Annotated in this window: 21 protein-coding genes; 17 read left to right on the forward strand and 4 right to left on the reverse strand. The window is 68.8% G+C overall.

What is annotated here, in order from left to right; translation table 11 throughout:
* Window positions 1-25 precede the first annotated feature (25 nt).
* From IEX18_RS10825 to IEX18_RS10845, 5 genes are all read left to right on the forward strand, one after another.
* Window positions 26-1,522 (forward strand): replicative DNA helicase, encoded by a 1,497-nt coding sequence (locus IEX18_RS10825; RefSeq protein ID WP_188658797.1) that lies wholly within the window; start codon window positions 26-28, stop codon window positions 1,520-1,522.
* A gap of 22 nt (window positions 1,523-1,544) precedes the next feature.
* Window positions 1,545-2,369 (forward strand): 4-(cytidine 5'-diphospho)-2-C-methyl-D-erythritol kinase, encoded by an 825-nt coding sequence (locus tag IEX18_RS10830; protein ID WP_188658798.1) that lies wholly within the window; start codon window positions 1,545-1,547, stop codon window positions 2,367-2,369.
* A gap of 98 nt (window positions 2,370-2,467) precedes the next feature.
* Window positions 2,468-3,541, forward strand: a complete 1,074-nt coding sequence (gene recA, locus IEX18_RS10835) for a recombinase RecA (RefSeq protein WP_188658799.1) — start codon at window positions 2,468-2,470, stop codon at window positions 3,539-3,541.
* Between the two features lie 250 nt (window positions 3,542-3,791).
* Window positions 3,792-4,625: a class I SAM-dependent methyltransferase gene (locus IEX18_RS10840; RefSeq protein WP_188658800.1), complete on the forward strand. Its 834-nt coding sequence runs from the start codon at window positions 3,792-3,794 to the stop codon at window positions 4,623-4,625.
* Window positions 4,622-5,248: a glutathione S-transferase family protein gene (locus IEX18_RS10845; RefSeq protein ID WP_188658801.1), complete on the forward strand. Its 627-nt coding sequence runs from the start codon at window positions 4,622-4,624 to the stop codon at window positions 5,246-5,248. Before IEX18_RS10840 ends, IEX18_RS10845 begins: the two co-directional genes overlap by 4 nt.
* Here the strand turns inward: IEX18_RS10845 and IEX18_RS10850 are convergent.
* On the reverse strand, window positions 5,239-6,585 hold the full coding sequence (locus tag IEX18_RS10850) for a dicarboxylate/amino acid:cation symporter (protein ID WP_188658802.1): 1,347 nt from the start codon (window positions 6,583-6,585) through the stop codon (window positions 5,239-5,241). The genes IEX18_RS10845 and IEX18_RS10850 overlap by 10 nt on opposite strands.
* A gap of 73 nt (window positions 6,586-6,658) precedes the next feature.
* Here IEX18_RS10850 and IEX18_RS10855 point away from each other — a divergent pair, with 73 nt between their 5' ends.
* From IEX18_RS10855 to IEX18_RS10870, 4 genes are all read left to right on the forward strand, one after another.
* On the forward strand, window positions 6,659-7,912 hold the full coding sequence (locus IEX18_RS10855) for a M24 family metallopeptidase (RefSeq protein ID WP_188658803.1): 1,254 nt from the start codon (window positions 6,659-6,661) through the stop codon (window positions 7,910-7,912).
* A complete protein-coding gene (locus IEX18_RS10860; protein ID WP_188658804.1) occupies window positions 7,912-8,577 on the forward strand; it encodes a phytanoyl-CoA dioxygenase family protein in 666 nt (221 codons plus the stop codon). The genes IEX18_RS10855 and IEX18_RS10860 overlap by 1 nt, the downstream gene beginning before the upstream one ends.
* Window positions 8,578-8,648: 71 nt before the next feature.
* On the forward strand, window positions 8,649-11,321 hold the full coding sequence (gene alaS, locus IEX18_RS10865; RefSeq protein WP_188658805.1) for an alanine--tRNA ligase: 2,673 nt from the start codon (window positions 8,649-8,651) through the stop codon (window positions 11,319-11,321).
* A 98-nt stretch (window positions 11,322-11,419) separates the two neighbouring features.
* Window positions 11,420-12,085, forward strand: a complete 666-nt coding sequence (locus IEX18_RS10870) for a hypothetical protein (RefSeq protein ID WP_188658806.1) — start codon at window positions 11,420-11,422, stop codon at window positions 12,083-12,085.
* 45 nt (window positions 12,086-12,130) lie between these two features.
* On the opposite strand, the gene IEX18_RS10875 is transcribed toward IEX18_RS10870, so the two are convergent.
* Both IEX18_RS10875 and IEX18_RS10880 read right to left on the reverse strand, forming a co-directional pair.
* Window positions 12,131-13,903, reverse strand: coding sequence for a cation:proton antiporter domain-containing protein (locus IEX18_RS10875; protein WP_188658807.1), 1,773 nt, complete (start codon window positions 13,901-13,903; stop codon window positions 12,131-12,133).
* 134 nt (window positions 13,904-14,037) lie between these two features.
* Window positions 14,038-15,258 (reverse strand): NADP-dependent isocitrate dehydrogenase, encoded by a 1,221-nt coding sequence (locus IEX18_RS10880; RefSeq protein WP_188658808.1) that lies wholly within the window; start codon window positions 15,256-15,258, stop codon window positions 14,038-14,040.
* A 148-nt stretch (window positions 15,259-15,406) separates the two neighbouring features.
* On the opposite strand from IEX18_RS10880, the gene IEX18_RS10885 reads away from it, so the two are divergent.
* From IEX18_RS10885 to IEX18_RS10895, 3 genes are all read left to right on the forward strand, one after another.
* Complete coding sequence (locus IEX18_RS10885) at window positions 15,407-16,435, forward strand: SGNH/GDSL hydrolase family protein (protein ID WP_229664527.1); 1,029 nt, start codon at window positions 15,407-15,409, stop codon at window positions 16,433-16,435.
* A gap of 93 nt (window positions 16,436-16,528) precedes the next feature.
* Window positions 16,529-17,251 (forward strand): phosphatidylserine decarboxylase, encoded by a 723-nt coding sequence (locus IEX18_RS10890; protein ID WP_188658809.1) that lies wholly within the window; start codon window positions 16,529-16,531, stop codon window positions 17,249-17,251.
* Window positions 17,252-17,301: 50 nt separating this feature from the next.
* Window positions 17,302-18,090, forward strand: coding sequence for a CDP-alcohol phosphatidyltransferase family protein (locus IEX18_RS10895; RefSeq protein WP_229664585.1), 789 nt, complete (start codon window positions 17,302-17,304; stop codon window positions 18,088-18,090).
* On the opposite strand, the gene IEX18_RS10900 is transcribed toward IEX18_RS10895, so the two are convergent.
* On the reverse strand, window positions 18,050-18,283 hold the full coding sequence (locus IEX18_RS10900) for a hypothetical protein (RefSeq protein ID WP_188658810.1): 234 nt from the start codon (window positions 18,281-18,283) through the stop codon (window positions 18,050-18,052). The two genes, IEX18_RS10895 and IEX18_RS10900, sit on opposite strands and share 41 nt — an antisense overlap.
* 330 nt (window positions 18,284-18,613) lie before the next feature.
* Here IEX18_RS10900 and rpsB point away from each other — a divergent pair, with 330 nt between their 5' ends.
* The 5 genes from rpsB to uppS all read left to right on the forward strand — a co-directional run bounded on the left by rpsB (window position 18,614) and on the right by uppS (window position 22,759).
* A complete protein-coding gene (gene rpsB, locus IEX18_RS10905; protein ID WP_188658811.1) occupies window positions 18,614-19,438 on the forward strand; it encodes a 30S ribosomal protein S2 in 825 nt (274 codons plus the stop codon).
* Window positions 19,439-19,523: 85 nt separating this feature from the next.
* A complete protein-coding gene (gene tsf / locus IEX18_RS10910) occupies window positions 19,524-20,459 on the forward strand; it encodes a translation elongation factor Ts (protein WP_188658812.1) in 936 nt (311 codons plus the stop codon).
* 204 nt (window positions 20,460-20,663) lie between these two features.
* Complete coding sequence (gene pyrH, locus IEX18_RS10915; RefSeq protein ID WP_188658813.1) at window positions 20,664-21,404, forward strand: UMP kinase; 741 nt, start codon at window positions 20,664-20,666, stop codon at window positions 21,402-21,404.
* The gene (gene frr, locus IEX18_RS10920; RefSeq protein ID WP_188658814.1) at window positions 21,391-21,948 is read left to right on the forward strand and encodes a ribosome recycling factor; all 558 of its coding nucleotides are present in this window, start codon (window positions 21,391-21,393) and stop codon (window positions 21,946-21,948) included. The genes pyrH and frr overlap by 14 nt, the downstream gene beginning before the upstream one ends.
* Before the next feature lie 94 nt (window positions 21,949-22,042).
* Entirely contained in the window at window positions 22,043-22,759 is a 717-nt protein-coding gene (uppS, locus tag IEX18_RS10925) for a polyprenyl diphosphate synthase (protein ID WP_188658815.1), read from the forward strand.
* Window positions 22,760-22,806: the final 47 nt, after the last annotated feature.

Genomic DNA, 22,806 nt, shown 5'->3' on the forward strand with positions numbered 1-22,806 from the left:
GCCCCGGCGGGGGTAAGCGGGGGTGATGGCGACCCTTGCATTCCCGACTCACCCGGCCCCCGCGGCCGAGCCCCAGCAGCTGCCCCGCAATGTCGAGGCGGAGGCGGCGATGCTGGGCGCGATGATGATCGACAACCGGCTGGCCGACGACATCGTCGACCAGCTCGAACCCGTGCACTTCTTCGAGCCGGTGCACGGCCGGATCTTCGCCGCGATCAAGACGCTGCGCAGCGCCGACATGCTGGCGACCCCGGTCACATTGCGCCCGATGTTCGAGGCGGACGAGGGGATGAAGGAGCTGGGCGGTCCCGCCTATCTGGCAGGTCTGACCGGCTCTGGTGCGGCGCTGATCGGCGCGCGGCAGTTCGCCAGGCAGATCTACGACCTCGCCATGCTGCGCGCATTGGTGTCGGTGGGGCGGACGCTGGTCGAGCGGGCAATGGATACCTCCGAGGAGGTCAATCCGCGCGCCCAGATCGAGGCGGCCGAGGAGGAGCTGTACAAGGTCGCGGGCGATGGCGGCGCCGAGAATGCGGTCAAGACCTTCGCCCAGGCGACCACCATGGCCGTGAAGATGGCCGAGCGTGCGCTGAATTCTGGCGGCAATTTGTCGGGCGTGACGACGGGTCTCGATTCGATCAACGGCAAGATCGGCGGTATGCATCACAGCGACCTCATCATCCTGGCCGGGCGGCCGGGCATGGGGAAGACCTCGCTGGCGACCAACATCGCCTTCAACGCCGCGCGCCGCTGGATGCGCGACATGGCGGACGGGATCGCGCCGAAGGACTCGGTGGGGGCGAAGGTCGCCTTCTTCAGCCTGGAAATGAGCGCCGACCAGCTGGCGACGCGCATTCTGGCCGAACAGTCGCGGATCAGCTCCGAATCGCTGCGCATGGGCCGGATCAGTCGTGCCGAGTTCGCGCAGCTCGCCGCGGCGGCAGCGGAGCTGGAGAATTTGCCCCTGTTCATCGACGATACCGGCGGCCTGTCGATTAGCGCGCTGCACACCCGCGTCCGCCGGTTGCAGCGGCGGCACAACAACGAGATCGGGCTGGTGGTGGTCGACTATCTCCAGCTGCTCAGCGGATCGGGCAAGACGGGCGACGGCAACCGCGTCCAGGAAATCTCCGAGATCAGCCGCGGCCTGAAGACGCTGGCCAAGGACCTGAACGTGCCGGTGGTGGCGCTCTCCCAGCTCAGCCGCGCGGTCGAAAGCCGCGAGGACAAGCGGCCGATGCTGTCGGACCTGCGCGAATCGGGCTCGATCGAGCAGGACGCCGACATGGTCTGGTTCGTGTTCCGCGAGGATTATTACGTCGCCCAGCGCGAGCCCAAGCGGCCGATGGAGGGCGACGACAGCCGCGTGTTCGAGGATCACCAGAAATGGGCGACCGATATGGAGCGCGTCTATGGCCTGGCCGAGCTGATCGTCGCCAAGCAGCGCCATGGCGCGACCGGCAAGGTGGTGCTGAAGTTCGACCCGACGATCACCCGCTTCAGCGATTATGCGGGCTATTGAGTCTCCAGACGCGGCGTCTTCGATGATCGTCGAGCCGGCGCCGGCCAAGGTCAATCTGGCGCTCCACGTCCGCGCCCGGCGCGCGGACGGCTATCATGCGCTGGAGACGTTGTTCGCCTTCGCGCGCGACGGCGACCTGATCGAGATGGCAGCGGCGGAGGCGGACGCGTTCGCCATCACCGGGCCGTTTGCGGCGGGGCTGGAACCGACGGGCGACAATCTGGTCACGCGGGCGCGGGATGCGTTTCGCGCGACCTTCGAGGTCGCCGGGCGCCATGCGATCACCCTGACCAAGAATTTGCCGATCGCGTCAGGTATCGGGGGCGGTTCGGCGGATGCGGCGGCGACCTTGCGAGGGCTGGCGCGGATGCATGGCATCGACGCGGCGGACGCGCGGCTGGTGGCGATCGCCACGCGACTCGGTGCGGACGTGCCGGCGTGCCTGGCCGGGCGGACGATGCTGGGCACGGGAACGGGAACCGAGCTGGTGGCGATCGACGGTGCTGCGGGCACGCCGATGCTGCTGGTCAATCCCGGCGTCGCCGTACCGACCGCCGCGGTGTTTGCCGGCTGGGACGGGATGGATCGCGGTCCCTTGCCCGAGGGCACGTTGCTCGACCGCGCGCGGGCCGGGCGCAACGATCTGGAACCGCCGGCTTTGCAAGTCGCGCCGGTGATCGCGGAAGTGCGCGCGATGCTCGATGCCGCACCGGGCGTGATCCTGTCGCGCATGTCGGGATCGGGCGCGACCTGTTTCGCGCTGTTCGCCAGCGATGCGGAACGGGACGCGGCCGCCGCCGGTGCGCAGGCCCGCGGATGGTGGATTCTGGCTACAGCGCTGGCCTGACGGCGAAGTTCTCCTCTTGTTCTCACGGAACAGATTGCGTACATAGCGCTCGACGCGTTGCCCCCGGCACGCTGATGCTCTAGCGATGGGAGCCCCTGATGGCCGCCAATCTGAAAGTGATCGACACCGGCATGGCAACCGCAAACGCAGACCGGCAGAAGGCGCTCGACGCCGCGCTGGCCCAGATCGACCGTGCCTTCGGCAAGGGCTCCGCGATGAAGCTCGGCCAGAAGGAGGCGATGCAGGTCGAGGCGATCTCGACCGGTTCGCTCGGCCTCGACATCGCACTCGGCGTCGGCGGCCTGCCGCGCGGGCGCGTGATCGAGGTCTATGGTCCTGAATCCTCGGGCAAGACGACGCTGGCGCTCCATGTGATCGCCGAGGCGCAGAAGAATGGCGGCACCGCCGCCTTCGTCGATGCCGAGCACGCGCTCGACCCCGTCTATGCCAAGAAGCTGGGCGTCAACATCGACGAGCTGATCGTGTCGCAGCCCGACACGGGCGAGCAAGCGCTGGAGATCACCGACACGCTGGTCCGTTCGAACGCGATCGACGTGCTGGTGGTCGATTCGGTCGCCGCGCTCGTTCCGCGCGCGGAGATCGAGGGCGAGATGGGCGACAGCCATGTCGGCCTGCAGGCGCGGCTGATGTCGCAGTCGCTGCGCAAGCTGACCGGCTCGATAAGCCGGTCGCGCTGCATGGTGATCTTCATCAACCAGCTGCGCATGAAGATCGGCGTGATGTACGGCAATCCGGAGACGACGACCGGCGGCAACGCGCTCAAATTCTACGCCTCGGTCCGCCTCGACATCCGCCGCACCGGTGCGATCAAGGACCGCGACGAGGTGACCGGCAATGCCACCCGCGTGAAGGTGGTGAAGAACAAGGTCGCGCCGCCGTTCAAGCAGGTCGAGTTCGACATCATGTATGGCGAAGGCATCTCGAAGATCGGCGAGATCATTGATCTGGGCGTCAAGGCGGGTCTGGTCGAGAAGTCGGGCAGCTGGTTCAGCTACGACTCGATCCGGATCGGTCAGGGACGCGAGAACGCCAAGACCTATCTGCGCGAGAACCCCGAAGTGGCCGACCGCCTGGAGAAGGCGATCCGCCAGCGCATCGACAAGGTGGCCGACGAGATGATGGTCGGCCCAGGTGCAGACGACGACATCTGATGCGCCGGAGCCGGAGCTCCATGCCGGAAGGGCTCGCCAGCGATGGCGGGCCCTTTTTGCGTGGGCCAGCCGCGCGCCGGTGTGAAAGGGGTGTCGGCGTCGGTCGGAAGAGGGAGCCGGAGGGCGGCTCGGGCTGCTCGGGCTGCTCTGGCGGCTCTGGCGGCTCGGGCGGCGTGGACGGCTCGGGCGGCCCGGCCTGCCCGGGCGATCCCGTCGGTGCGAACGGCTCGGACGTCTGGAGGCGCTGGCGATGACCCGCAGCTTCGACTGGCAAGCACGGGTCGGCGACGTCTGGGCGGAGGATTGGCAGCGGACCGACCGGGCCTTTGCCGGTCTGGTGCCGCATTTCGACGCGGCGATCCTCGCCGCCGCGCCCGGGGCGGGTGGCCGGGTGGTCGATATCGGCTGCGGCGCCGGGTCGACCGCGCTGGCTTTGGCCGACGCGCGGCCCGATTTGGTCGTGCATGGCGTCGACCTCTCGCCCGCGCTGCTCGCGGTTGCGCGCCACCGGGACGAGCGTGGCGCGGTGCAGTTCGTCGAGGGCGATGTGCTGACGGTGGTCCCGTCGCTCGCACCGGTGGACCTCTATGTCTCGCGCCATGGCGTCATGTTCTTCGCCGATCCCGCCGCGGCGCTCGCGCGGCTGGCAAACGCGGCACGTCCCGGAGCGGCGCTGGTGTTCAGCTGCTTCGCCGCGCCGGCTGACAATCCATGGTCGACGCTCATCACCCCGCCGCCCGCCCCGCGCGATCCGCCGCCGCCCGGCCCCTTCGCCTTTGCCGATCCGCAGCGCGTCGCGGCGCTGCTCCGCGATGCCGGCTGGCACGCCGAAGAGCCGGCCCGCATCGACTTCGCCTATCGCGTCGGGGCGGGTGAAGACCCGGTGGCCGATGCAGTCGATTTCCTGTCCCGCATCGGCCCTGCCGCCACGGTGCTGCGCGAGGCACGGCCCGCGGATCGGCCGGCGCTTGTCGAGCGGCTCGCGGCGGCGCTGGCGGACCATCGCCATGGCTCGTGCGTTGAGCTGCCCGCAGCCGCCTGGATCTGGCGGGCGAGGCGCATCGGGGCAGGGGAGGCGACATGACGATCATCGTGCATCATCTGGAAAATTCGCGGTCGCAGCGCGTGCTGTGGATGCTGGAAGAGCTCGGCATCCCCTATGAGGTGCGCCGCTACCAGCGCGACAAGGCGACGATGCTCGCCCCGCCCGAGCTGCGCCGCGTCCACCCGCTCGGCAAGTCGCCGGTGATCGAGGATGGCGAGCGCGTCGTCGCGGAGACCGGCGCGATCGTCGAATATCTGGTCGACAAGGCGGACGGCCGGCTGGGCGCGCCGCCGCATCGCGACGCCGCGCTCCGCTACCGCTTCTGGCTCCATTATGCGGAAGGGTCGCTGATGCCGCCGCTGCTCCTCAAGCTGGTGCTCGGCCGCATCCCGCTGATGGGCAAGCCGGCGATGAAGCGGATCCAGCCGATGATCGACCGGCATCTGGACTATGTCGAGAGCGAGCTGGCGCAGCGGCCGTGGTTCGCCGGCGATGCGATGAGCGCGGCGGACGTCATGATGAGCTTCCCGCTCGAGGCGGCGCGCAGCCGGGCGGGGCTGGATGGATCGCGGCCCGCGACCATCGGCTGGCTGGATCGCGTCCATGCCCGCCCCGCCTATCAGGCCGCGCTCGCCCGCGGCGGTCCCTATGCCTATGCGTGAGGGGGGCGGGGGGCACCGATCTCCTCGAACCGCTCCACCGCCACCGCCGGGCCGCCACCCGCAGGTGAGGGCGCCGCATCGACATCGGGGCTGTCGCGCGGGTCCAGCCCGCCCTCCCATTTGGCGACGAGCGAGGCGGCGATCGCATTGCCGATGACGTTGGTCGCCGAGCGGCCCATGTCGAGGAAATGGTCCACCGCCAGGATCAGCAGCAGCCCGGCCTCGGGGATCTTGAACATCGACAGCGTACCCGCGATCACCACCAGCGACGCCCGCGGCACGCCGGCGATGCCCTTCGACGTCACCATCAGCACCAGCAGCATCGTGATCTGCTCGCCGAGCGACAGGTCGATGCCATAGGCCTGGGCGATGAACAGCGACGCGAAGGTCATGTACATCATCGAGCCGTCGAGATTGAACGAATAGCCGAGCGGCAGCACGAAGCTGGCGATGCGCGGCGGCACGCCGAACCGGTCGAGCGCCTCGAGCGTGCGCGGATAGGCGGCTTCGGACGATGCCGCGGAGAAGGCGATGATCAGCGGATCGCGGACATAGCGGATCAGCAGCCGCGTCCGCCCGCCGATCAGCAGGAAGGCGATGCCGATCAGCAGCGCCCAGAGGAGCAGCAGCCCGAGGTAGAAGCTGCCCATGAAATAGCCCAGTTCGCCGAGCACGCTCGGTCCGCGTTCGGCGAGGGTCGAGGTCACGGCGGCGAAGACGGCGACGGGTGCGAAGCGCATCACATAGCCGGTCACCTGCAGCATCACCGCGACCAGGCCTTCGATGCCGCGGACCAGCGGCGCGGCCTTTTCGCCGACCGCGGTGATCGCGACGCCGACGAACAGCGAGAAGATGACGATCTGCAGGATCTCGTTGGTCGCCATCGCCTCGATGCCCGACGCGGGGACGATATGGGTGACGAAGGTGTTGAGGTTGAAGGCGGCGCGCTCGACGCCGCTGGCCGCGGTGGCGGGCGGCACCGGCAGGGCGAGCCCGACTCCCGGCTGGAGCAAGTTGACCAGCACCAGCCCGAGCGACAGCGACAACAGGCTGGCGGTGACGAACCAGCCAAGGCTCTTCAGGCCGACGCGGCCGAGCGCCGCGGTGTCGCCCATATGCGCGATCCCGACCACCAGCGTCGAGAAGACGAGCGGCGCGATGATCATCTTGATCAGGCGCAGGAACAGCGTGGTCAGGATCGAGAAATAGCCGGCGATCTCCTTCAGCTGCGCTGCCGCGGCCGGGGTCCCGTCGTCGATCGCGACGTGCAGCCCCCAGCCGAGGGCGAGGCCCGCCACCAGCCCGATCAGGATCCAATAGGTAAGGCGCGTGGCCATGCAGTGCTCCCGGAAATGCGGGCGCGAACGAAGGGGATTGTGATCGCCGGGTCAAGCGCCGTAACGATCGCGGATGCAGGCCGTCTCCCGCCGTTCGCTCCTCGTCGCCGCTGCGGCGACGCCGCTCCTGTCCGTCGCGGGCGTTCTGCGCGCCGCCGAAAGGGACTTGTCGGCGCTGAAGGACCTGACGGGCGATGCGCGCCCGATCGATGCCGCCGAGCGCGCCCGCCGCCTGGCCGCGGTACAGGCGCTGATGCGCGCGCAGGGGATCGGCGCGACCGTGGTCGAATCGGGCACGTCGCTCGCCTATTTCACCGGCATCCGCTGGGGCCGCAGCGAGCGGCCGACGCTGGCGATCCTGCCGGTCGAGGGCGAGCCGTGTATCGTCACGCCCTTTTTCGAGGAGCCGTCGATCCGCCAGATGCTGGCGGTGCCGGCCGAGGTGCGGGTGTGGCAGGAGGACGAGAATCCCTTTTCGACGGTCGCCGGCGTCCTGCGCGATCGGCGGCTTCAGGGCCGGCCCGTGGCGATGGAGGAGACGGTGCGCTTCTTCATCAGCGACGGCATCGCGCGGGCGCTGCCGGGGGCGCGGATCGTGTCGGCCAATCCCGTGGTGCGCGCCTGCCGCATGGTGAAGAGCCCGGCGGAGATCGCGCTGATGCAGGTGGCGACCGACGTCACCGTCGCCGCCTATCGCTGGCTCCATCCAAGGGTGGAGGCGGGGATGACGGGGGCGCAGATCGGCGCGTTGATGACCGCGGCGACGCGGGCGCTGGGCGGCGAACCCGAATTCGCGTTGGCGCTGATCGGCCCTGCCGCCGCGCTGCCGCACGGCAGCCGCGAGGTGATCCGCGTCGCCGCCGGGCAGGTGGTGCTGATGGACTGCGGCTGCACCGTGCAGGGCTATCAGTCGGATGTCTCGCGCAGCTGGGTCCATGGCGCGGCGAATGCGGAGCAGCGGCGCGTCTGGGATCTGGTCGCGCAGGGGCAGCAGCTCGCCTTCCGCACCGCGCGGATCGGCACGCCCGCCGGCGCGATCGACGATGCGGTGCGCCGGCTCTACGAAGCGCGGGGGTTCGGGCCGGGCTACCGCCTGCCCGGCCTGTCGCACCGGACCGGCCATGGCATCGGCTTGGACGGGCACGAGCCGGTCAATCTCGTCCATGGCGAGGCGACGCCGCTGGCGCCGGGCATGTGCTTCTCGAACGAGCCGGGCCTCTACCTGCCGGGCAAGTTCGGCATCAGGCTGGAGGACTGTTTCCACATGACGCCCGCCGGCCCGCGCTGGTTCAGCACCCCGCCCGTGTCGATCGAGCGGCCGGTTTGATGCAGGAGGCGCTTCACCGCGAGGGCTATGTGCAGTGGCCGGGCAGGTTGGATGCCGCCGGGCTGATCGCCCTCGCAAACCTGTCCGAGCAGATGGACCCGACACAGCCCGGCCATCGGCTCGACCCCCGATTGCTGCACGATGCGGACTGGCTGCGCCCGATCGAGGCGGATGTCCGGCCGCTGCTCGGAGGCAAGGCGCGTCCGGTCAGGGCGTTGCTGTTCGACAAGCGGGGCGAGGTGAACTGGGTGCTGGGCTGGCATCAGGACCGGACGATCGAGGTCGCGGAAGAGACGGCGGTCCCCGGCTTCGGCCCCTTCACACGCAAGCAGGGCCGCCTGCATGTCGCGCCGCCCATCGCGATCGTTGAGGCCATGCTGACGGTTCGCCTCCACCTCGACCCGGTGGACCGTGACAACGGCGTGCTCGTCGTCGCGCCGGGATCGCATCGCGAGGGCTTCATCGCGGAGGACCGCATCGAGACGGTGATCGCACGCTGCGGCGAGGCGGAATGCCCGGCCGGCGCGGGCGAGGTCTGGATTTATGCGACGCCCATCCTCCATCGGTCGGCGCGGTCGGCATCGGCGGCGCGGCGACGGGTTCTCCAGATCGACTATGCGCATCTGCCGCTTCCGGGCGGGCTGAGGTGGCTTGCGGATAGCTGATCCCCGTCGTCCCGCGGCCGCGCCGTGCAGCGTCTTGAGGCATCCCGCAGTCTCGCCTAAGCCGGGCGCCTATGACTTCGCCCTCCTTCACGTCGACCAACGACATTCGCCGCGGCTTCCTCGACTATTTCGGGCGTCACGGGCACCAGATCGTCCCGTCCGCGCCGCTCGTGCCGCAGAACGATCCGACGCTGATGTTCGTCAACGCCGGCATGGTGCCGTTCAAGAACGTCTTCACCGGGCTCGAGACGCGCTCCTACGACAAGGCGACATCCTCGCAGAAGTCGGTGCGCGCGGGCGGCAAGCATAACGACCTCGACAATGTCGGCTATACGGCGCGGCATCATACGTTCTTCGAGATGCTCGGCAATTTCTCGTTCGGCGACTATTTCAAGGAACAGGCGATCACCCATGCCTGGACCCTGCTGACGAAGGAGTGGGGCATCCCCGCCGATCGGCTGACCGCCACCGTCTACCACACCGACGACGAGGCGTTCGACCTGTGGCGCAAGATCGCCGGCCTGCCCGAGGAGCGGATCATCCGCATCCCCACCAAGGACAATTTCTGGGTGATGGGCGAGAATGGCCCGTGCGGCCCGTGCTCCGAGATCTTCTACGACCATGGCGACCATATCCCCGGCGGCCCTCCCGGCAGCCCGGACGAGGATGGCGACCGCTTCGTCGAGATCTGGAACCTCGTCTTCATGCAATATGAGCAGGAGGCGAACGAGATCGTCGCCGAACTGCCCAAAAAGTCGATCGACACCGGCATGGGGCTGGAGCGGATCGCCGCGGTGATGCAAGGCGTCCACGACAATTACGACACCGACACCTTCAAGGCGCTGATCGCCGCCTCCTCGGCGCTGACGCACAGCGATCCGGCGGGCGACATGAAGGCGTCGCACCGCGTGATCGCCGATCACCTCCGCTCTTCGGGCTTCCTGGTCGCAGACGGCGTGCTCCCGGCGAACGAAGGCCGCGGCTATGTGCTGCGCCGGATCATGCGCCGGGCGATGCGCCATGCGCACCTCTTGGGCGCGAAGGAGCCGTTGATGCACCGGCTGGTGCCGGCGCTGGTGGCGGAGATGGGCGCGGCTTATCCCGAGCTGATCCGCGCCCAGCCGCTGATCGAGGCGACGTTGCAGCAGGAGGAGACGCGCTTCCGCCAGACGCTCGATCGCGGGCTGAAGCTGCTCGACGAGGCGACGGCAGGACTGGCGCCCGGCGGCACGCTGTCGGGCGAGACTGCCTTCCGCCTCTACGACACCTATGGCTTCCCCTATGACCTGACCGAGGATGCGCTGCGGGCGCAGGGTCTGGCGGTCGACCGCGCCGGCTTCGACGCGGCGATGGCGGAGCAGAAGCGCGCGGCCCGGGCGGCCTGGAAGGGTTCGGGGGCCAAGGCGTCCGACGATATCTGGTTCGACATCGCCGAGCAGCATGGCTCGACCGAATTCACCGGCTACGCGAACGATGTCGGCGAGGCGGAGGTGCTGGCGCTGGTCAAGAACGGCGAGCGCGTCGATGTGGCGCGGGTCGGGGACGCCGTATCGGTCGTCGTCAACCAGACGCCCTTCTATGGCGAGAGCGGCGGGCAGGTCGGCGACGCCGGGACGATCAGCGGCGATGGCGGACTGCGCGCAATCGTTACCGACACCACCAAGCCGCTCGGCCGGGTCTGGGTCCATCATGCCGAGGTGCAGGCGGGCGAGATCAAGGTCGGCGATCCCGTGCGCCTCGCCATCGATCTGGGCCGCCGCGCGCAGATCCGCGCGAACCATTCTGCCACGCACCTGCTGCACGAAGCGCTGCGCCAGCGGCTGGGCAAGCATGTCGCGCAGAAGGGCTCGCTGGTCGCGCCCGACCGGCTGCGCTTCGACTTCTCGCAGCCGGTGGCGATGACGCCCGGCGACATCGCGGAGGTCGAGGAAAAGGTGAACGCACAGGTCCGTCGCAACGGCCCGGTGGTCACCCGCCTGATGACCCCGGACGAAGCGATCGCCGAGGGCGCGATGGCGCTGTTCGGCGAGAAATATGGCGACGAGGTCCGCGTCGTGTCGATGGGCGAGGACGAGGACGGCACCTACAGTCTGGAGCTGTGCGGCGGCACGCATGTCGGCGCACTGGGCGAGATCGGCCTGTTCAAGGTGGTGGGCGAGGGCGCGGTGGCGTCCGGCGTCCGCCGGGTCGAGGCGCTGACCGGCGAGGCGGCGCGCGCCTATCTGTCGCATCGCGACGAGGTGCTGCGCGAGGCGGCGGGCGCGCTGCGCTCGACCCCGGACGAGGTCCCGGGCCGCATCGCCACGCTGCTCGACGAGCGCCGCCGCCTGGAGCGTGAACTGGCCGAGGCCAAGAAGGCGCTGGCCATGGGCGGCGGTGCGGGCGGTCCGGCCGGGCCGGAGGACATCGGGGGCGTCGCCTTTATCGGCCAGCTGCTCGACGGCTTCGATGCCAAGGGGCTGCGCGGCGCGGTGGACGACGCCAAGCAGCGGCTCGGCTCGGGTGTGGCGGCGGTGGTCGCGGTCAATGACGGTCGCGCGTCGGTCGCGGTCGGCGTCACCGCCGATCTGACCGGGCGTTTCAACGCGGTCGACCTGCTGCGGCGCGCGGTGACGGCGCTGGGCGGGCAGGGCGGCGGCGGGCGGCCCGATATGGCCCAGGGCGGCGGCCCGGACGGCGCCAAGGGCGATGCGGCGCTCGCTGCGATCCGCGAGGCACTGGCGATGGAGCCGAGTGCCGCCTGATCCGTTTGCAGTATGACACGGATCGGATGCCGCGACAGAAGACGGCCCGGTCAGCAGGGGAGCGGCGGATGCGGGGTTGTACGGCGGTCGGAATAGCGATGCTGGCAGCATCGGCGCTGTCTTGCCCCGCCGCGGCGCAGTCCGCCCGTGATCTGTTGACCCAGGCCGCGTTTCAGGATCGCAACGCGCAGACCGCGCTGGCGCGGGTCGACAAGGCGCGCGCCACCGCCCAGGCCGAGCTGGACCGCGATCCGGCCGATGCCGACGCGGCGGTCGTCGCCGCGATTGCGCTCGGCTATCGGGCCAAGCTGACGGGCGAACGATCGGAAGCCCTGGCCGCGCGCCGCCAGTTCGAGGCGCTGGTCGCGCGCTATCCGAAGAACGCCGAGGCACAGGCGGGGCTCGGCGCATGGCATCTCGGCATCATCCTGCGCGTCGGGCGGCTGATGGGTCGGGCGGGCGCTGGCGCGCGCGAGGCCGTGGGGCTCTCCGCGCTCGACCGCAGCGTGCAGCTGGGCGGCAATCGGGCCTTCTTCGCCGGGCTCGCGGGCATGTTGCGGATCAATTACGATCGCGACGATGCGGTCGCCTTTACGTTGATCGAAACGGCCGCGCGTGCGCCCACGCCGACGCCGATCGACCGGATCATGCAGCGGTCTGCGCAGGCCGTGCTCGCCGTGCTGCGGCGGGGCGACCGCAAGGGCGCCCAGACGCTGGCCGACCGGCTGCTGCCATTCGGCTGGTACAACGACAAGAACCGGTAGGTCCTGACACCCGGGCCGGCCTGCGGGGCCCGGCACCGCCTCCGCCTATCCCGCGAGCTGGCTCTTGCGCACCCGCCGCAGCCGGGGCTCCCGCTCCAGCGACGCCTCGCGCCGGATGAGCTGACGCAGTTCGTCGCGTTTCTCGTGGATCGAGGCGATGACCGGTCCCATTGCCACCCCCAGATCGACCAGCACCGCCTCCGACAGCTGGAGCGAGCTTTCCAGCGTCTCGGGCACGGCGTCGGTCACGCCGGCGCGGTAGAGTTCGGCGGCATGGGCGGCATCGCGGGCGCGGGCGATGATCGGCAGCGTGGGCGACAGCGACCGCATGCGCTGCGCCAGCCGGACCGTCAGCACCGGATCGTCCATGGTCAGGACCAGCGCACGCGCCTCGGCGAGGCGCAGCCGCTCGACCAGCTCGCCGCGCACCACGTCGCCGAACAGGACGGGGTAGTTGGCCGATCGCGCCTGCGAGACGACGTCGATGTCCGCCTCGACCGCCAGATAGGGCTGGCCATGGGCGGCGAGCATATCTGCGACCATGCGGCCGACCCGGCCGAAGCCGATCAGGATCGTGCCCGGCTGCGCCTCGACATCGGTGGCGGCCGGCTCCAGGCTCGGTGCCTCGAGCCGGCGCGCGACGATCCGCCCCGCCTTGGCGAGCAACGGCGTGATGGTCAGCCCGATCGAAGTGACGGTCTGCCAGAAGGCGGCGGTGGACGGCAGGATCAGCTGTGCCTGGGCCGCGGTGGCGAGCACGATCAGCGTCGTCTCGGACGGGCTGCCCATCAGCAGCCCCGTCTCGGCGGCGGTGCCGAGACGCGCCTGGCCGATCCGCAGCAGCAGGAAGGTGACGACTGCCTTCACCGCGACGACGCCGGCCACGGCCAATAGCAGCGCCGGCCAGTTGGCGACGATCGAGCGCAGGTCGAGATCCATGCCGACGGTGATCAGGAAAACGCCGAGCGCGAGGCCCTTGAATGGGGCGGTGATGACCTCGACCTCGCTGTGATATTCGGTCTCCGCGATCAGCAGCCCGGCGAGCAGCGCACCGACGATCGGCGACAGGCCGGCCGCGGTGGTCGCGACCGAGGCGATGATGACGACGAGGAGCGAGGCGGCGAGGAACAGCTCCGGGCTCTTCGTGCGCGCCGCCTGCGCGAACAGGCGCGGGAGCACGATGCGGCCGCCGACATACATGCCCACGACGGTCAGCCCACCGCGCAGGGCGACCCCGCCAATGCCGCTCCAGCCGCCGTCCCCCGCGGTCGGCGCGAGGGCGCCGAGCACGAAGATGATCGGCACCAGCGCCAGATCCTCGAAGAGCAGCATGCCGAAGGCCGACCGCCCGACCGCGCTGGTCGTCCCCACCAGCGGCAGCACCAGCGCGGTCGAGGACAGCGCCAGCGCGAGACCCAGGCCGGCGGCGCCAGACCATCCCTGTCCCATGAGGTGCAGGGCGACGCCGATCAGGGCGGCCGAGCCGGCAAGCTCCGCGAAACCGATGCCGAACACCAGGCGCCGCATCGCCCAGAGCCGGCGGAACGACAATTCCAGCCCGATCGAGAAGAGCAGGAGGACGATGCCGAACTCGGCGAAGGGCGCGATCGATTCCCGGTCGCTGATCGTGACGTAGTAGAGCCAGGGGAAGCGATCGGTCAGCGTGCCGAGACCCGCCGGTCCGACCAGCACGCCGACGAGGATGAAGCCGATGACGGGGCTGATCCGGAAGCGCGCGAAGGCCGGAATGACGATCCCCGCGGCGCCCAGGATCACGAGCGCGTCGCTGAACGCAGGATTGTCGAGTTCGATGGCCATGACCGCGTTAGACCAGTCGCGGCGCGCTTCCGCCACCCCAAAGCCGTCAAAGCGGCCGATCCGGCCGGGCATGGTATGAAAAAGGGGTGCGCGACGCCCGTGCCGCGCACCCCTTGTCAGGTCTGTTGAAAGGATCAGGCCCAGGCGGCCATCTTCGCCTCGAGATTGGTGCGGATCTGCTCGAAGAACTGCTCGGTCGTCATCCAGGGCTGGTCCGGGCCGATCAGGATCGCGAGATCCTTGGTCATATGGCCGTTCTCGACGGTCTCGATGCAGACCTGCTCCAGCGTCTCGGCGAAGCGGGTGACGTCGGGCGTGTTGTCGAACTTGCCGCGATACTTGAGGCCGCCGGTCCAGGCGAAGATCGAGGCGATCGGATTGGTCGAGGTCGCCTTGCCCTGCTGGTGCTGGCGATAATGGCGGGTGACGGTGCCGTGCGCCGCCTCCGCCTCGATCGTCTTGCCGTCCGGCGTCATCAGCACCGAGGTCATGAGGCCGAGGCTGCCGAAGCCCTGCGCCACCTGATCCGACTGGACGTCGCCGTCATAGTTCTTGCAGGCCCAGACGAACTCGCCGTTCCACTTCAGCGCGGAAGCGACCATGTCGTCGATCAGGCGATGCTCGTAGACGATGCCGGCGGCCTTGAACTGGTCCTTGAACTCCGCCTCGAACACCTCGGCGAAGATGTCCTTGAAGCGGCCGTCATAGGCCTTGAGGATCGTGTTCTTGGTCGAAAGATAGAGCGGCCAGCCGCGGTTGAGCGAATAGTTCATGCTCGCACGGGCGAAGTCGCGGATCGACTCGTCCAGATTGTACATGCCCATGGCGACGCCGCCCGAGGGAAAGTCGAACACTTCGTGCTCGATCTTCTGGCCGTCCGCGCCCTCGAAGGTCATGGTCAGCTTGCCGGGGCCGGGCACGACGAAATCGGTCGCCTTGTACTGGTCGCCGAAGGCGTGACGGCCGACGACGATCGGGTGGGTCCAGCCGGGGATGAGGCGGGGCACGTTCTTGATCACGATCGGCTCGCGGAAGATCACGCCGCCCAGGATGTTGCGGATCGTGCCGTTGGGCGACTTCCACATCTTCTTCAGGCCGAACTCCTCGACGCGCGCCTCGTCCGGCGTGATCGTCGCGCACTTCACCGCGACGCCGTACTTCTGGGTCGCGTGCGCCGAATCGATGGTGATCTGGTCGTTGGTCGCGTCGCGATTCTCGACGCTGAGATCGAAATAGGCCAGCTCGATATCGAGATAGGGCTTGATGAGGCGCTCGCGGATCCATTCCCAGATGATCCGCGTCATCTCGTCGCCGTCGATCTCCACGACGGGCGTGTTCACCTTGATCTTGGCCATGCGGTAAGGGTCCTTCGCTGGATGAGAGATTGCGCCCGCGTCTAGGGGCGCTGCCAGCGGCTGGCAACGGGTCGCGCACCGCGGAACACCGGTGACGTCATGCCGTTGAAGCGTGACCGATAAACCATAGTGGGAGAGAGACATGCGGATGCGTGACGGTAGCGTAGCGTTCGGGCTGGCCGCGATGGCGCTGGCACTCGCCGGCCCGGCGGCGGCGCAGCAGCAGCGATACGACCGATTGTTCGTCTTCGGCGACAGCCTGGTCGATTCCGGCAATGCCCAAAAGCTGCGTGCCGACGGCGGCGGTGCCGATCCCGCGCCCGCCTCGCAGAGCTATTTCGAGGGCCGCTTCTCGAACGGCTACAACTTCGCCGACTATCTCTCGACCTATATCGCCGGCGGACCGGCGACCGCGTCGGAGCGCGGCGGCATCAACTTCTCGGTCGGCGGGGCACAGGCAGCGGAGGTGGCGGGCGACGCCAGCCCTAGCTTCCTCGAGCAGATCGACACCTTCGCCAAGAGCGGCGCGACCTTCGACTCCCGAGCGCTCGTCCTCGTCACGCTCGGCGGGAACGACGTCCGGCGCGAACTGGCGAATCTCGGGACCATTCCGGGCTATACGCCCGACCTGACCTCGACCGTGCAGGCGATGAGCACCGGTCTGACCCGGCTCTATGCCGCCGGGGCGCGCAACTTCGTCATCACCGGCTTGCCGGATATCGGCCAGATCCCGGCGGTCACCTCGCTCAACGTCCCGGCCCTCAACCAGGCGGGAACCGCGCTGTCGGCCGGCCTGAACACGGCCTTCGCGCAGCTGGTCGGCGGGTTCGACCGGCAACCCGGCGTCGACGCGGTGTTCTTCGACCTCTTCAACTACCAGAAGGCGATCTATCAATCGCCCGCAGCGGCAGGCCTCGTAACGCCGGGCGGGACGCTGAACACGTCGACGCCCTGCCTGTCGGTGCCGGGGGCCGCGCCGAACTGCGACAATTTCGTCTATTTCGATGCGATCCATCCGGTGACCGACGTGCATCGCGCGATCGCCAACGGCATCGCCACGCAGATCGGCGTCGCGGTGCCCGAGCCGGCGAGCTGGGCGCTGATGCTGACCGGTTTCGCCCTTACGGCCATGATGCTGCGCCGGCACCGGACGCGGGTACGGGTCGCCTTCGCCTGACCGGACGATCGGGGTCCGCGCCGTCCCTGTGAACGGACGGCGCGGACGCCGCGCGATTGTCACATCCGCCCCACGACGATACACCCCCCGGCCATGACCTCGCTCGACAAGCCGCCGATGACCACATCCACCGTCAAATGGCGCTTCCCGACCGTCCACCCCGAAGGGCGCAAATATGCCGCCATCGCCTTCGGCCTGACGCTCCTGCTGACGATCCTGTCCAAGGTGCTGTTCTGGCCGATGATCGGCGTGACCATCTGGGTGCTGACCTTCTTCCGCGATCCGGTCCGGACCACGCCGCAGGGCGACGGCCTGATCGTCGCCCCGGCGGACGGGCTGGTGACGATGATCCAGCGCGTCCCGATCCCGCGCGAGCTGATCGGCGATCTCGGTGAGGCGCCGCTGATCCGCGTGTCGATGTTCATGTCGGTGTTCGACGTCCACATCAATCGCACCCCGATCGCCGGGACGATCCGTCAGGTCGTCTACATCTCCGGCAAATTCCTCAATGCGGACCTCGACAAGGCATCCGACGAAAATGAGCGGCAGCATATCGTGGTGGAGGGGCGCGACGGCCGCCGCATCGGCTTCACGCAGATCGCCGGCCTGGTCGCGCGACGGATCGTACCGTTCGTCAAGCCGGGCGACATGGTCGCGACCGGCCAGCGGGTCGGACTGATCCGCTTCGGAAGCCGGGTGGACGTCTACCTTCCCGATGATTGCGCGCCACAGGTGACGCTCGGACAGCGGACGATCGCCGGCGAGACGGTGATCGGCCGGGTCGACGGGGTGCCCGTGACCGGGATTGCGCAGTGAGCGACGTCGGCGACGGCGCGCCGGATGCGGCGCTGCTCGGCGGGGCGTCCGTGCGACCAGTCCGGCCGCGTCGCTTCTCGCGCCCGCCGCGGGGGCTGCCGCTGCGAGCGATCGCACCCAATGCGGTCACGGCGCTGGCGCTCTGCTCGGGCCTGTCGGGCGTGCGCTTCGCGATCTCCGGCGAGTGGGAAAAGGCGGTGGCCATGATCATGGTCGCAGGCGTGCTCGACGGCATCGACGGGCGCATCGCACGGTTGCTGCGCGGCGAGAGCCGGTTCGGCGCGGAACTCGACTCGCTGTCCGACGCCATATCGTTCGGCGTGGCGCCGGCGCTGATCCTCTATCTCTGGACGCTGTCCGCCCTGCCACGCGTCGGCTGGATCAGTGCGCTGCTGCTCGCGGTCTTCTGCGCGCTGCGGCTCGCCCGCTTCAACGCGCAGATCGACGAGACCGTCCAGCCCCACAAGTCGGCGGGCTTCCTGACGGGCGTGCCCGCGCCCGCCGGGGCCGGCCTGGCGCTGTTGCCGATGTTCCTGTGGTTCTGGACCGACGAGCCGCTGCTCGCCTCGCCCTATCTCGTCGCGCCCTGGGCGGTATTCGTCGCCGTGCTGATGGTATCGAGCGTGGCGACCTTTTCCTGGTCGTCTCTGCGGCTTCGCCGGAGCATCCGGTTCGAGGCGCTGGCCGTGATCGTGTTGCTGGGTGCGGCGCTGATCAACGTGCCATGGCATACGTTGAGCGTGATCGCGATCCTCTATCTGGCGACGATCCCCTTCAGCATCGCCGCCTATGCGCGGGTCAGGCGACCTCGCGCAGTCGGCGGATCGGGGCCGGAATAGGTGCCGAGGCCCAGCGCCGCACGGCGATCCGCCGCTCGGCATGGGCGAGCGTGCGCAGCGGCGTGAACGCTTCGTCCGGACGACCGAAGGCGAGGCGCAGGATGCGCCGCCATTGCGGCGCCACCGCCATCGCGATCACCGCGACGGAGAGGGCGAAGGCACCCGTGAAAACCAGCAGACCGATCACCGCCATGTTCGTCTCCCTGACGAGGACGTCATCTATTCGACGTCCGCAAACCTGCAGACGCGCGCCGGGGTTCCGAGAGCCACGCCCAAATGCGTGCCCTTACGGGACAATTCGCATCGCAATTGCGGTGCGTGACAGGGCGTGCTTCTGTTGAACACGGTATGTTCCATTTGTGTTCCAGGTGTCAAGTGCGATGATGTGGTTGCGTTTTCGGGAGCATTCGCCTAGAGGCGCGGCCCTCAACCCCGCATGGGGAGCATCATACACCGGTGCGCATGGCTTCTGAGCCGCCGCGTCATCCGCTCCCCAGAGGCTCAACCGGAAGGAAAACACATCATGGCGGCTCCTGTCGTCTCCATGCAGCAGCTCATCGAGACCGGCGCGCACTTCGGCCACCAGACGCATCGCTGGAACCCGAAGATGAAGCCCTACATCTTCGGCGACCGCAACGGCGTCCACATCCTCGACCTGTCGCAGACCGTGCCGCTGTTCGCGCGCGCGCTCGAGTTCGTGTCGTCGACCGTCGCCGCGGGCGGCAAGGTGCTGTTCGTCGGCACCAAGCGCCAGGCGCAGGAGCCGATCGCCGATGCGGCGCGTCGTGCCGGCCAGCATTTCGTCAACCATCGCTGGCTCGGCGGCATGCTGACCAACTGGAAGACGATCTCCAACTCGATCAAGCGCCTGAAGTCGCTCGAGGAGCAGCTGTCGGGCAACACCGCCGGCCTCACCAAGAAGGAAGTGCTGCAGCTCACCCGCGAGCGCGACAAGCTGGAGCTGTCGCTCGGCGGCATCCGCGACATGGGCGGCATCCCGGACGTGATGTTCGTGATCGACGCCAACAAGGAAGAGCTGGCGATCAAGGAGGCCAACACACTCGGCATCCCGGTCGTCGCGATCCTCGACTCGAACGTGTCGCCCGACGGCATCGCCTTCCCTGTGCCCGCGAATGACGACGCGGCCCGCGCCATCCGCCTCTATTGCGAGGCGATCGCCATCGCCGCGACCCGTGGCGGCCACGAGCAGCAGCAGCGCCGCGGCGTCGACTTCGGTGCGATGGCCGAGCCGCCCGCCGAGGAGACGCTGGAGGTTTCCGCGGAGGATCAGGGCGCCGCGACCGTCGAGGGTGCGGGCGCCGAGACCGAGCGCCAGATCGACGCCTGACGCGTCACCGTTTCGTCATGCGGGCGGGGCAGGGCGTCAGCCTCGCCCCGCCCGCAAACACATTCCGATCAGAAGGACGACAGACATGGCCGATATCACGGCAGCGATGGTCAAGGACCTGCGCGAGAAGAGCGGCGCAGGCATGATGGACTGCAAGAAGGCGCTGAACGAGACCGGCGGCGACATGGACGCGGCCATGGACTGGCTGCGCACGAAGGGTCTCGCCGCCGCCGCCAAGAAGTCGAGCCGTACGGCGGCCGAGGGCCTGGTCGGCGTCGCGACCAGCGGCAATCGCGGCGCGGCCGTCGAGGTGAACTCGGAGACCGACTTCGTCGCCAAAAACGACCAGTTCCAGGACTTCGTGCGCGAGGTCACCCAGATCGCGCTGGCGACCGGCGGCGACATCGAGGCGCTGAAGCGCGAGGCGATGCCGTCCGGCACCACCGTCGGCGACGTGCTGACCAACAACATCGCGACGATCGGCGAGAACCAGTCGCTGCGTCGCGCCAAGCGCCTCGAAGTGTCGAAGGGCGCGGTGGTCGGCTACGTCCACAACAAGCAGTCCGAGGGTCTCGGCAAGATCGGCGTGCTCGTCGCGCTCGAGTCCGACGCGTCGGACGAGGTCCTGCAGAAGCTGGGCAAGGATCTGGCGATGCACGTCGCCGCGGCTTTCCCCAAGGCGCTGAACGAGGAGGATCTGGACGAGGCCGAGATCGAGCGCGAGCGCGCGATCGCGACCGAGAAGGCCGCGGAGTCGGGCAAGCCGGCCGACATCATCGCCAAGATGGTCGAGGGTGGCATCGCCAAGTATCGCAAGGAGCACGCGCTGGTCAGCCAGCTGTTCGTCATGGACGGCAAGACCAAGATCAGCGACGTCGTCGCCAAGGCGGCCAAGGATGCCGGCACGTCGATCGTGCTGAAGGACTATGTCCGCTTCCAGCTCGGCGAAGGCATCGAGAAGGAAGCCTCGGACTTCGCGGCCGAGGTTGCAGCCGCGTCGGGCGTGCCGCAGAAGGCCTGATCGCAAGGTCCTGAGGGGGCGGGGTGCCTCGGCATCCCGCCCCTTTCCGTGTCCGCCGTCCGGCCGTGCGGCGCGCGGGCAGGCCGGGGCCGCTTGGCGCTCCGCCGTGAATAATCGGTGCAGACGGCGCGCTCTGCTTGCCGGGCCCGAAGCCCGCGCCTAAGGTCCGCGCCGCCCCCATATTCGTGAAGTTTTCGATCCCGCATGACCGAACCCCGTTACAAACGTATCCTGCTCAAGCTGTCGGGCGAAGTCCTGATGGGCGAGGGGGGGCTGGCGATCGACCCCACCGTCACCGCGCGCGTCGCGGAAGAGATCGCCGATGTGAAGGCGCAGGGCTATGAGCTCTGCGTCGTCGTCGGGGGTGGCAATATCTTCCGCGGCATCTCGGGCGCCGCGCGCGGCATGGAGCGCGCGACCGCCGACTATATGGGCATGCTCGCCACCGTGATGAACGCGCTGGCTGTGCAGAATGCGCTCGAAGAGATCGGCGTCGACACCCGCGTCCAGTCGGCCATTCCGATGCAGTCGGTGTGCGAGCCGTTCATCCGCCGCCGGGCGATGCGCCACCTCGAGAAGGGACGGGTGGTGATCTTCGCCGCCGGCGTCGGCTCGCCGTTCTTCACCACCGACAGCGGCGCGGCATTGCGCGCGGCGGAGATGAAGTGCGACGCGCTGTTCAAGGGCACCAGCGTCGACGGCGTATACGACGCCGATCCGAAGAAGGTGCAGGGCGCCAAGCGCTACGACACCGTGACATTCAGCCGCGTCCTGTCCGACGACCTCAAGGTCATGGACGCCAGTGCGGTCGCGCTGTGCCGCGACAACAATATTCCGATCGTCGTGTTCAACATCCGCGAGCATGGCAATTTCGCTGCCGTGCTCGCCGGTACGGGCGTGTCGACGATCGTCCAGAACCAGGAGACGACCAATGCCGGCCTATGACAAGGCAGATATCCAGCGCCGCATGACCGGCGCGGTCGAAGCGCTGAAGCACGATCTGGGTGGCCTGCGCACCGGGCGCGCCTCCACCACGCTGCTCGATCCGGTGACGGTCGAGGTCTATGGCAGCCATATGCCGCTGACCCAGGTCGCGACGGTTTCCGCGCCCGAGCCGCGCATGCTGTCGGTGCAGGTGTGGGACAAGTCGAATGTCGGCCCGGTCGAGAAGGCGATCCGCTCCGCCGGGCTGGGTCTCAACCCGATCAACGACGGCCAGACGCTGCGCCTGCCGATCCCGGACCTGACCGAGGAGCGCCGCAAGGAGCTCGCCAAGCTCGCCAGCCAATATGCGGAGAAGGCGCGGATCGCGGTCCGCAACGTGCGCCGCGACGGCATGGACAGCCTGAAGACCGACGAGAAGAAGGGCGTGTTCGGCGAGGATGATCGCAAGCGCCACGAGACCGAGGTGCAGAAGCTGACCGACGCGACGATCGCCGATATCGACGCCGTGTCGAACGCCAAGGAAAAGGAAATCCTGGGCAAGTGACCGGCGGCCGGCGCCTGCTGTTGGGCCCGTGCCGGCGGCAGGGGCAGCCCGGCGGTCTTGCAGGGCGTTGCGCCTGTGCAACGGGAACGGCGGCGTGAGCACGGCTCCCGTCCTTGTGCCGGCACCCGCTATCGTGCCGCGGCATGTCGCGATCATCATGGACGGCAACGGCCGCTGGGCGAAGCAGCGCCATCTGCCGCGGGCCGCCGGGCACAAGGCCGGGGTCGATGCGGTCCGCCGCGTCACGCGGGCGGCTCGCGCGATGGGCATCGAGGCGCTGACCCTCTACGCCTTCTCGTCCGAGAACTGGCGGCGGCCGGTCGAGGAGGTCGGCGAGCTGATGAAGCTGCTGCGCTTCTTCATCCGCTCCGATCTCGCCGAGCTCGCGCGCGAGAATGTCCGGCTGCGCGTGATCGGCGACTATCGGGCCTTCGGGGCCGAGCTGGTCGCGCTGATCGACGATGCGATCGCCAGGACCTCGGCGAACACCGGGCCGCTGCTGGTGATCGCGCTCAACTACGGCGCCCAGGCCGAACTGGCCGCCGCGGCGCGCCGCGCGGCTGCGAAGCTGCCGGCGGACGCGATCGACGAGGCGGCGATCGAGGCCGAACTGGAAACCGCCGACCTGCCACCGCTCGACCTCGTCATCCGCACCTCGGGCGAGCAGAGGCTGTCCAATTTCCTGCTGTGGCAGGCGGCCTATGCCGAGCTGTTGTTCGTGCCGACCCTGTGGCCCGATTTCGATGCCGACGCGCTGGCGGAGGCGGTGGCGGCCTTTGGCCGGCGACAGCGGCGCTATGGCGGCCTGTGACCTTTCCGCCGACGCCTGACGCCAAACTGCGCACGCCCTCCAATCTG

The organism is Sphingomonas metalli, from assembly GCF_014641735.1.
GTDB lineage: Bacteria > Pseudomonadota > Alphaproteobacteria > Sphingomonadales > Sphingomonadaceae > Sphingomonas > Sphingomonas metalli.

Excerpts from the sequence above, each read along its gene's own strand:
- IEX18_RS10825 (WP_188658797.1), top strand. The coding sequence starts at position 26 with ATGGCGACCCTTGCATTCCCGACTCACCCGGCCCCCGCGGCCGAGCCC.
- IEX18_RS10830 (WP_188658798.1), top strand. The coding sequence starts at position 1,545 with ATGATCGTCGAGCCGGCGCCGGCCAAGGTCAATCTGGCGCTCCACGTC.
- recA (WP_188658799.1), top strand. The coding sequence starts at position 2,468 with ATGGCCGCCAATCTGAAAGTGATCGACACCGGCATGGCAACCGCAAAC.
- IEX18_RS10840 (WP_188658800.1), top strand. The coding sequence starts at position 3,792 with ATGACCCGCAGCTTCGACTGGCAAGCACGGGTCGGCGACGTCTGGGCG.
- IEX18_RS10845 (WP_188658801.1), top strand. The coding sequence starts at position 4,622 with ATGACGATCATCGTGCATCATCTGGAAAATTCGCGGTCGCAGCGCGTG.
- IEX18_RS10850 (WP_188658802.1), bottom strand. The coding sequence starts at position 6,585 with ATGGCCACGCGCCTTACCTATTGGATCCTGATCGGGCTGGTGGCGGGC.
- IEX18_RS10855 (WP_188658803.1), top strand. The coding sequence starts at position 6,659 with ATGCAGGCCGTCTCCCGCCGTTCGCTCCTCGTCGCCGCTGCGGCGACG.
- IEX18_RS10860 (WP_188658804.1), top strand. The coding sequence starts at position 7,912 with ATGCAGGAGGCGCTTCACCGCGAGGGCTATGTGCAGTGGCCGGGCAGG.
- alaS (WP_188658805.1), top strand. The coding sequence starts at position 8,649 with ATGACTTCGCCCTCCTTCACGTCGACCAACGACATTCGCCGCGGCTTC.
- IEX18_RS10870 (WP_188658806.1), top strand. The coding sequence starts at position 11,420 with ATGCTGGCAGCATCGGCGCTGTCTTGCCCCGCCGCGGCGCAGTCCGCC.
- IEX18_RS10875 (WP_188658807.1), bottom strand. The coding sequence starts at position 13,903 with ATGGCCATCGAACTCGACAATCCTGCGTTCAGCGACGCGCTCGTGATC.
- IEX18_RS10880 (WP_188658808.1), bottom strand. The coding sequence starts at position 15,258 with ATGGCCAAGATCAAGGTGAACACGCCCGTCGTGGAGATCGACGGCGAC.
- IEX18_RS10885 (WP_229664527.1), top strand. The coding sequence starts at position 15,407 with ATGCGTGACGGTAGCGTAGCGTTCGGGCTGGCCGCGATGGCGCTGGCA.
- IEX18_RS10890 (WP_188658809.1), top strand. The coding sequence starts at position 16,529 with ATGACCTCGCTCGACAAGCCGCCGATGACCACATCCACCGTCAAATGG.
- IEX18_RS10900 (WP_188658810.1), bottom strand. The coding sequence starts at position 18,283 with ATGGCGGTGATCGGTCTGCTGGTTTTCACGGGTGCCTTCGCCCTCTCC.
- rpsB (WP_188658811.1), top strand. The coding sequence starts at position 18,614 with ATGGCGGCTCCTGTCGTCTCCATGCAGCAGCTCATCGAGACCGGCGCG.
- tsf (WP_188658812.1), top strand. The coding sequence starts at position 19,524 with ATGGCCGATATCACGGCAGCGATGGTCAAGGACCTGCGCGAGAAGAGC.
- pyrH (WP_188658813.1), top strand. The coding sequence starts at position 20,664 with ATGACCGAACCCCGTTACAAACGTATCCTGCTCAAGCTGTCGGGCGAA.
- frr (WP_188658814.1), top strand. The coding sequence starts at position 21,391 with ATGCCGGCCTATGACAAGGCAGATATCCAGCGCCGCATGACCGGCGCG.